Genomic DNA, 6,731 nt, shown 5'->3' on the forward strand with positions numbered 1-6,731 from the left:
GGATGGCCGCAACCCGCAACATCTCATCTGTGTCGCGGCTATCTGCCCTGATCATTCCCGGCTGGCGGCGCCGGCAGCGTTTCCTTCTGGGTGATCAGCCGGGCGGTATGCTGGCCGCTGAGATAGATCCACAGCCAGCTCCAGGCGACGACGAAGCGGCTGCGGGTGCCAATCAGAAAGTAGATATGGGCAAGGCCCCAGATCCACCAGGCGAGCGCGCCCTTCAGCTTGAACCGGCCGAAATCGATGATCGCCGAGCGCCGCCCGATCGTCGCAAGGCTGCCCTGATGGCGGTAGCGGAAGGGGGGCAAACTGGGCTTTAGCGCCAGCCGCGCCTTGATGACCCCGGCCACATAGGCGCCCTGCTGCTTGGCAGCCGGCGCAATTCCCGGCACCGGCTTGCCGTCGTCTTGAATGACGGAGGCGGTATCGCCGACCACGAAGACATCGGCAAGACCGGGTGCGCCAAGGTTCTTTTCGACGATGACGCGGCCTGCCTTGTCGGCCGCGACGTTGAGCCACTTGGCAGCAGGTGAAGCCTGCACGCCGGCTGCCCAGACGATCGTCCGGCTGCCGATGAACCGCTCGCCGATCATCACGCCCTGCGCGCTGCAGTCCGTCACACGCTCTCCGGTATGCACCTCGACACCGAGCTTTTCGAGCGCACCCTGCGCATAAACGGACAATTCCTCGGCGAAGCTCGCCAAAACCCTTGGCCCCGCCTCGACAAGGATCACCCGTGTCTTGCGCGTATCGATATTGCGGAACTCCTGCGGCAGGGTGACATGCGCAAGCTCTGCAATGATCCCCGCAAGCTCGACGCCGGTCGGCCCGGCGCCGACGATGGTGAAAGTCAAGAGTGCGGCCTGCGCCTCGGCATCTGTCTCCAGTTCGGCCTGCTCGAAGGCAAGCAGCAGACGGCGGCGGATGGTGGTCGCATCCTCAAGCGTCTTCAAACCCGGCGCCACGGGCTCCCATTCGTCATGGCCGAAATAGGCATGCGTCGCCCCTGTCGCCAGTACCAGCGTGTCGTAAGCGATGATCTCGCCGCCATCCAGCGCAAGGGTCTTGGCCACCGGATCGACGCTTTCCACCGCAGCCAGAAGCGTCGTCACCTCCGGCCTGTCGCGAAACAGCCGCCGGATCGGCCAGGCGATCTCGGATGTTGCCAGCAGCGTCGTCGCGACCTGGTAGAGCAGCGGCTGGAAAAGGTGATGATTGCGCCGGTCGATCAGGGTGATCCTGACGGGCGCACCCTTGAGATCCTTGACCAGCTGCAATCCGCCGAACCCGCCACCGATGACGACGACATGGTGAAGACTATCCTGCGGCATGATCCGATCTCCTGTTTTTTCAGTTTAATCTCTAAGCTTGCACGGGAGATATACAACTGTGCTTTCGGCATGACACCCCTGCGCCGTCCGGCCGGTAACTCTATCGGCATCTATCGCGCATATTCGACCGGCACCGACATTCCGCTCTTGAGAATTTCCATCGAGATCGAGGCCGAGACATCGAACAGTTCGACCTTGCGGACGATCTGCTTGTAGATGACATCGTAATGTTCGACGCGCGGCAGGACGACCTTGAGGATATAATCGTAATTGCCGGTCAGCCGGTGCGCTTCGACGATCTCGGGGATATCGGCAATCACCTTGCGAAAGATGTCGATCCAGTCGTCGGAATGATGCGCGGTCTTGATCAGCGCAAAGACCGTGGTCGGCACTCCCATCCGGTCACGATCGAGAACCGCGATCCGGCGGGCGACATAACCGGTCTCCTCCAGCCGCTGGATGCGGCGGGAACAGGCGGAGATCGACAGGCTGACGCGGTCGGCGAGGTCGCCAACCGACAGGCTCGCATCCTCCTGCAGCAATGACAGAATCTTCCGGTCTCTTTCGTCCAGCACGCCCTGCTCTCCCTGGCACATGGGCGTAAACGAGAAATATTTGCGCCACGATTTAAAATCGCGCAAAAAATACGCGCAAACGCCGCTGATGTCACGCAACAAAGCGAACTCTTTCCGTCTGGTATCAGTGACAATCTGCGCATAAACAAACACAGCGGTACAGGAACAGCATCATGCGCAAGATCGGCCTCATCGGTGGAATGAGCTTTGAAAGCTCGGCAGTCTATTACCGGATGATCAACGAAGCCGTGCGCGAACGGCTGGGTGCCTTGCATTCCGCCGAAGTCATGCTGCATTCCGTCGATTTCCAGACCATCGTCGATATGCAGAAGGCCGGGCGCTGGGATGACGCCGCCCGGCGTTTGTCCGAGGTCGCACAAGGGTTGGAAGCCGCCGGCGCCTCCTGCGTCCTGATCTGCACCAACACGATGCACCTGATCGCCGACGAGGTTCAGGCCGCAATCGCCGTGCCGCTGATCAACATCATCGACGAAACGGCTGCCTCGATGAAGGCCGCCGGCATCAAGCGTCCGCTGCTTTTAGCCACGCGCTACACGATGGAGCATGGCTTCTATACCAACCGCATGGCTGCCGACGGCGTCGATGTCATGGTGCCGAATGCCGAGGACCGCACCCTCGTGCACGACATCATCTTCAGCGAACTCTGCGCCGGCATCATCCGCGACAGTTCCCGCCAGGCTTTGATGGCAGTCATCGAGGGGGCGAAAAGCCAGGGCGCCGACGCCATCATTCTCGGCTGCACCGAGATCTGCCTGATCCTGGACCCGAAAAACCTGCCATTGCCCGGCTTTGATTCCACCGCCATCCACGCGGATGCCGCAGTCGCTTTCGCGCTCGAAGGCGTGTCGCAGGGCGGCAAAAAAGCGGCTTGAAGTCCGCCCCATAATACTTGACTCAGTCAAATAAATTGCGATCATGGCGTTCGAAGGAGAATGCCATGCCGCAACACAGCCTGCCCGCTGCGTCCCATCAGGCCTTTACTGACATTGGCGACGACGAGGTCGAAGCGATCCGCGCCTTCAACCGGTTCTACACCAACCGGATCGGCGTGCTCGACCGCGCTTTTATGGACACGCCCTATACGCTGACCGAGGCGCGCGTGATCTATGAGCTTGCAGCCCAGGGTACCACCTCGGCGTCCCGGCTGACGGAGGAGCTGTCGCTCGACCCCGCCTATCTCAGCCGCATGCTCAAATCCTTCAGCGATGCCGGTCTTCTCGAAACCACCAAGGACCCGGCCGACGGCCGTGGCCGCCTGCTGCGTCTGACGCTGCGCGGCTGCGGGGTCGCAACCGACCTTGCGCAACGGTCGCGCCAACGCATCGTTGCGCTTTTGCAGCCGATCGCAGAAGAAGGCCGCCGCGATCTCGCTGCCGCCATGGCTTTGGTGCAAACATTGCTTTCCGGCGCCAGCAGCACCGAGGCTCCCATCACCATCCGGCCGCACCGGATCGGCGATATGGGCATGGTGATTTCCAGCCAGGCGAAGGCGTATACCGAGACCTATGGCTGGAACGGCGAATATGAGGCGCTGGTCGCGGAGATCTGCGCTGCCTTCATCCGCAATTTCGATCCCGCCTGCGAACGTTGCTGGATCGCAGAACGCAACGGCGTGTTTCTCGGCAGCATTTTTCTGGTCAAGGGTAGCGGCGAAGGGACGGCTAAGCTGCGCCTTCTCAGCGTCGAAGCCGCCGCGCGCGGCCAAGGTCTCGGCACGAGACTGGTCGATGAATGCATCGCCTTTGCCAAGTACGCCGGTTACCGGCGGCTGGAACTGTGGACCAATGATATTCTCGTGTCCGCACGAAAAATCTATGTCGCCGCCGGGTTCACGCTGGAGCGGCAAGAGCCGCACCACTCGTTCGGCAAGGACCTCAACGGTCAGATCTGGGCGCTGGACCTGACGGCCCCAGATTCCGGCACAGCTCCATCCGCCTGATAGGGCTTCGAAAGCCAGTCATGCTCCGTCAGCCCGGCGGATTTGAACGGATCGATCACGGTGCCTGCGACGATTGCGGCCAAGAGGCCCGGCATGGGCGGCACTTTGGCAATGGTCGAGACCAGCCGGTCGCGTATCCAGGCAATCGCAGCGGAATCCGACTGGTAGAACGGCGTGAAGGCAAGCGACAACAGCTGGAACAGCCGCACATGATTGCGCCGGGCCCAGGCATAGGCGGCCAGCGCCGAGCGGATATCGCCGGACGTTTCAAGCGCATGGCTGAGCGCAGCCGCATCAAGCAGCGCCATATTGGCGCCCTGCCCCAGCTGCGGGCTGGTCGAATGGGCGCTGTCGCCGATGAAAACCAGATTGCCGCTATAGGGCGGCAGCGCAGTGCGATGCGTGTAGCGCGCGAGCGTCAGCTGCTCCCAATCGCCGATCTGATCGAGAAACGGCTCACAGTCCGGCCAGTAAGTGCGGATGACCGATTTCCACCGCAACAGACCGGCCGCCTTGACCGCTTCGACATCGGCAATCTTCAGGCTCCAGAAAAACGCCACCCTATCGGGATCACCAGGGCTGGCGCGGCCTGCCGGCAACAACCCGATCATCACCTTGGCCTTGTCATAGCGCTGCGACAGCGCGGTTGGATCATAGTGCGCACCCGCACCGTCCAGCGTCGCCCAGAAGGCGCCGTAGGCCAGGTCGCGAATGTGCGGCGCACGCTCCGATCCCGCCACCAGCAGCGAGCGCGCGCCGCTGGCATCGATGACCAGATCATAAGCACCAACCACCCGTGCCGCCTGATCCCGCAATTCGGCACGCCCTCCATGCTGCACAGTCGAAGCCAGATTGATCCCCGTGCGGATCGGAATGCCATCCGCAACCGCCGCATCATGCAGCGAGTTGAACAGAGCCGCGCGCTGCACCGCCAGCCCATAGCGCCCGCCGGGTGCCGCGTCGTAGCGCACGTCGAGAACCGTGCGGCCGCTGACGGCATCGGCGCCGTGCAGCCGGTCGATGCGATTGCCGAGTGCGTGGATCGTGTCGAACAGGCCAAGGGCTGCCAGCACCGTCAGACCGGTCGGCTGCATCAACAGGCCGGAGCCAACCGGCGCCGGGGTGTCGAACCGTTCGAGGATTTCAACGCGGTGACCGGCCCGCGTGAGAAAAAGCGCAACCGCCAGTCCCGCAGGCCCCGCCCCCACCACACCAATATCGATCTGTTTCATCCATGCCTATCCGGATAGCGCCCCGGCCGCATCTCTAACAGCCGGCGCAACGCACCGTCCAGCCGGGAAAGACACATGCTTTTCACGCGGCGGCATCATATTCGGTTCGGGCCGAACGGATCGCCTGATGATGCTCCACCGACCAATCCACGAGCCCCTTCACCAGCACGAGAAAGGACTGGCCAAGCGGGGTCAGGCTATATTCGACGCTGGGCGGCTGCGTCGGAAAGACCTGACGGCCGATATAGCCGTCGCGCTGCAGGTCGCGCAGCGTCTGGGTCAGCATGCGCTGGGAAATATCCGGGATGAGACGGCGCAGTGCGGAAAACCGCATGGGGCCATCAGCCAAAGCCAGGATCATCAGCGTATTCCACTTGCCGCCGATATTGTCGATGACGTCACGGACCGGGCATTGCTCACGGGAAAACGCCATGCCCATGACGACGATCACGCGCTCGCCTTCGGTCTTTCCGGTCATCTTGTTCATGGGGCTCGGTATCCTTCACGTAACCACCGTAGAAAAAACTGCCTCCTTTACATCCGCCGGCAGATGACGAAATAAGAGAAGGTCTCATTTCGGAACCATATCTCAAACGGGATGCTTCGGCAACAAGCCGACGTCACTTGACACACAAAGGAACCATCATGTCCGAAACTCTCCTCGTCACCGGCGCCACCGGCAAGCTTGGCCGGCTCGTCCTCGATGAACTTCTGGCCGCAGGCAAGGTCGCCCCTGCCGATATCATCGCCACCAGCCGCGACACCGAAAAACTGGCCGATTACGCGGCAAAGGGCGTCCAGACCCGCGCCGCCGATTTCGATGATGCCGCGTCGCTGGATGCCGCCTTCAAGGGCGCCGACCGCATCCTGATCATCTCCACCGACGCACTGGACGAACCCGGTAAGCGCCTGCGCCAGCATCTGTCAGCCGTCGCGGCAGCCAAGAAGGCCGGCGCCAAGCACATCCTTTACACCTCGATGCCCAACCCGGAAACCTCGGTCATTCCCTTCGCGCCGGATCATCTCGGTACCGAAAATGCGATCAAGGCAACAGGTATCGCCTACACGATCCTGCGCAATGGCTGGTACATGGAAAACCTGTTCATGGCTCTGCCGCACGCGCTGTCAGAAGGCAAATGGTATAGCGCCTCCGGCCAGGGCAAGCTCGCCCATATCGCCCGCGCCGATATCGCCAAGGCGACCGCAAACGCGCTCGCATCCGGCGCAACCGAAAGCACCGTCTATACGCTGACCGGCGAAACGAAGCGCACCACCGGCGAAGTCGCAGCCCTTGTTTCGAAAGTGACCGGCAAGCCGCTCGACGTCATCGATGTCACCGACGAGCAGCTGGCAGGCGGTCTGAAGGGTGCCGGCATGCCGGACTTCATCATTCCCGTCATCGTATCCTTCGATACCAACACGCGCGAAGGCCATATCGACCTCGTCACCACTGATGCCGGCAAGCTCTCGGGCGCACCACTGACCACGCTGGAAGATTTTCTGGCTGCCAGCAAAGCGGTGCTGCTCGGATAAATGACAAAGGGCTCCTTTTATGCGGAGCCGTCAGGCTGCTGACAAAGGTCTCATCTCACAACTCTGCAGGCCAATTGGGAAATTGAGCTTGCTCCCA

7 protein-coding genes are annotated in these 6,731 nt (G+C 61.8%); 3 read left to right on the forward strand and 4 right to left on the reverse strand.

Translation table 11 applies throughout. The features are described 5' to 3' along the window. Positions 1-38 precede the first annotated feature (38 nt). Positions 39-1,334 (reverse strand): NAD(P)/FAD-dependent oxidoreductase, encoded by a 1,296-nt coding sequence (locus ASD32_RS23760; protein WP_060640501.1) that lies wholly within the window; start codon positions 1,332-1,334, stop codon positions 39-41. 110 nt (positions 1,335-1,444) lie between these two features. Then, a complete protein-coding gene (locus tag ASD32_RS23765) occupies positions 1,445-1,909 on the reverse strand; it encodes an Lrp/AsnC family transcriptional regulator (protein ID WP_060640523.1) in 465 nt (154 codons plus the stop codon). Between the two features lie 173 nt (positions 1,910-2,082). Here ASD32_RS23765 and ASD32_RS23770 point away from each other — a divergent pair, with 173 nt between their 5' ends. Next, positions 2,083-2,802, forward strand: a complete 720-nt coding sequence (locus tag ASD32_RS23770; RefSeq protein ID WP_060640502.1) for an aspartate/glutamate racemase family protein — start codon at positions 2,083-2,085, stop codon at positions 2,800-2,802. A gap of 65 nt (positions 2,803-2,867) precedes the next feature. Next, positions 2,868-3,869 carry a helix-turn-helix domain-containing GNAT family N-acetyltransferase gene (locus ASD32_RS23775; protein WP_060640503.1) on the forward strand — a complete coding sequence of 334 codons (1,002 nt, stop codon included), beginning with the start codon at positions 2,868-2,870 and terminating at the stop codon, positions 3,867-3,869. On the opposite strand, the gene ASD32_RS23780 is transcribed toward ASD32_RS23775, so the two are convergent. Both ASD32_RS23780 and ASD32_RS23785 read right to left on the reverse strand, forming a co-directional pair. Continuing rightward, positions 3,812-5,101, reverse strand: a complete 1,290-nt coding sequence (locus tag ASD32_RS23780; protein WP_060640504.1) for an NAD(P)/FAD-dependent oxidoreductase — start codon at positions 5,099-5,101, stop codon at positions 3,812-3,814. The genes ASD32_RS23775 and ASD32_RS23780 overlap by 58 nt on opposite strands. Positions 5,102-5,183: 82 nt before the next feature. Next, positions 5,184-5,588, reverse strand: coding sequence for a helix-turn-helix domain-containing protein (locus ASD32_RS23785; protein ID WP_060640505.1), 405 nt, complete (start codon positions 5,586-5,588; stop codon positions 5,184-5,186). Positions 5,589-5,746: 158 nt separating this feature from the next. On the opposite strand from ASD32_RS23785, the gene ASD32_RS23790 reads away from it, so the two are divergent. Then, on the forward strand, positions 5,747-6,634 hold the full coding sequence (locus ASD32_RS23790; protein ID WP_060640506.1) for an SDR family oxidoreductase: 888 nt from the start codon (positions 5,747-5,749) through the stop codon (positions 6,632-6,634). Positions 6,635-6,731: the final 97 nt, after the last annotated feature.

Source organism: Rhizobium sp. Root483D2, assembly GCF_001426685.1.
In the GTDB taxonomy this organism is placed as follows: Bacteria; Pseudomonadota; Alphaproteobacteria; order Rhizobiales; family Rhizobiaceae; genus Pararhizobium; species Pararhizobium qamdonense.

Bases quoted from the DNA above. Each gene is read 5' to 3' on its own strand.
- ASD32_RS23760 (WP_060640501.1), bottom strand. From the start codon at position 1,334: ATGCCGCAGGATAGTCTTCACCATGTCGTCGTCATCGGTGGCGGGTTC.
- ASD32_RS23770 (WP_060640502.1), top strand. From the start codon at position 2,083: ATGCGCAAGATCGGCCTCATCGGTGGAATGAGCTTTGAAAGCTCGGCA.
- ASD32_RS23775 (WP_060640503.1), top strand. From the start codon at position 2,868: ATGCCGCAACACAGCCTGCCCGCTGCGTCCCATCAGGCCTTTACTGAC.
- ASD32_RS23780 (WP_060640504.1), bottom strand. From the start codon at position 5,101: ATGAAACAGATCGATATTGGTGTGGTGGGGGCGGGGCCTGCGGGACTG.
- ASD32_RS23785 (WP_060640505.1), bottom strand. From the start codon at position 5,588: ATGAACAAGATGACCGGAAAGACCGAAGGCGAGCGCGTGATCGTCGTC.
- ASD32_RS23790 (WP_060640506.1), top strand. From the start codon at position 5,747: ATGTCCGAAACTCTCCTCGTCACCGGCGCCACCGGCAAGCTTGGCCGG.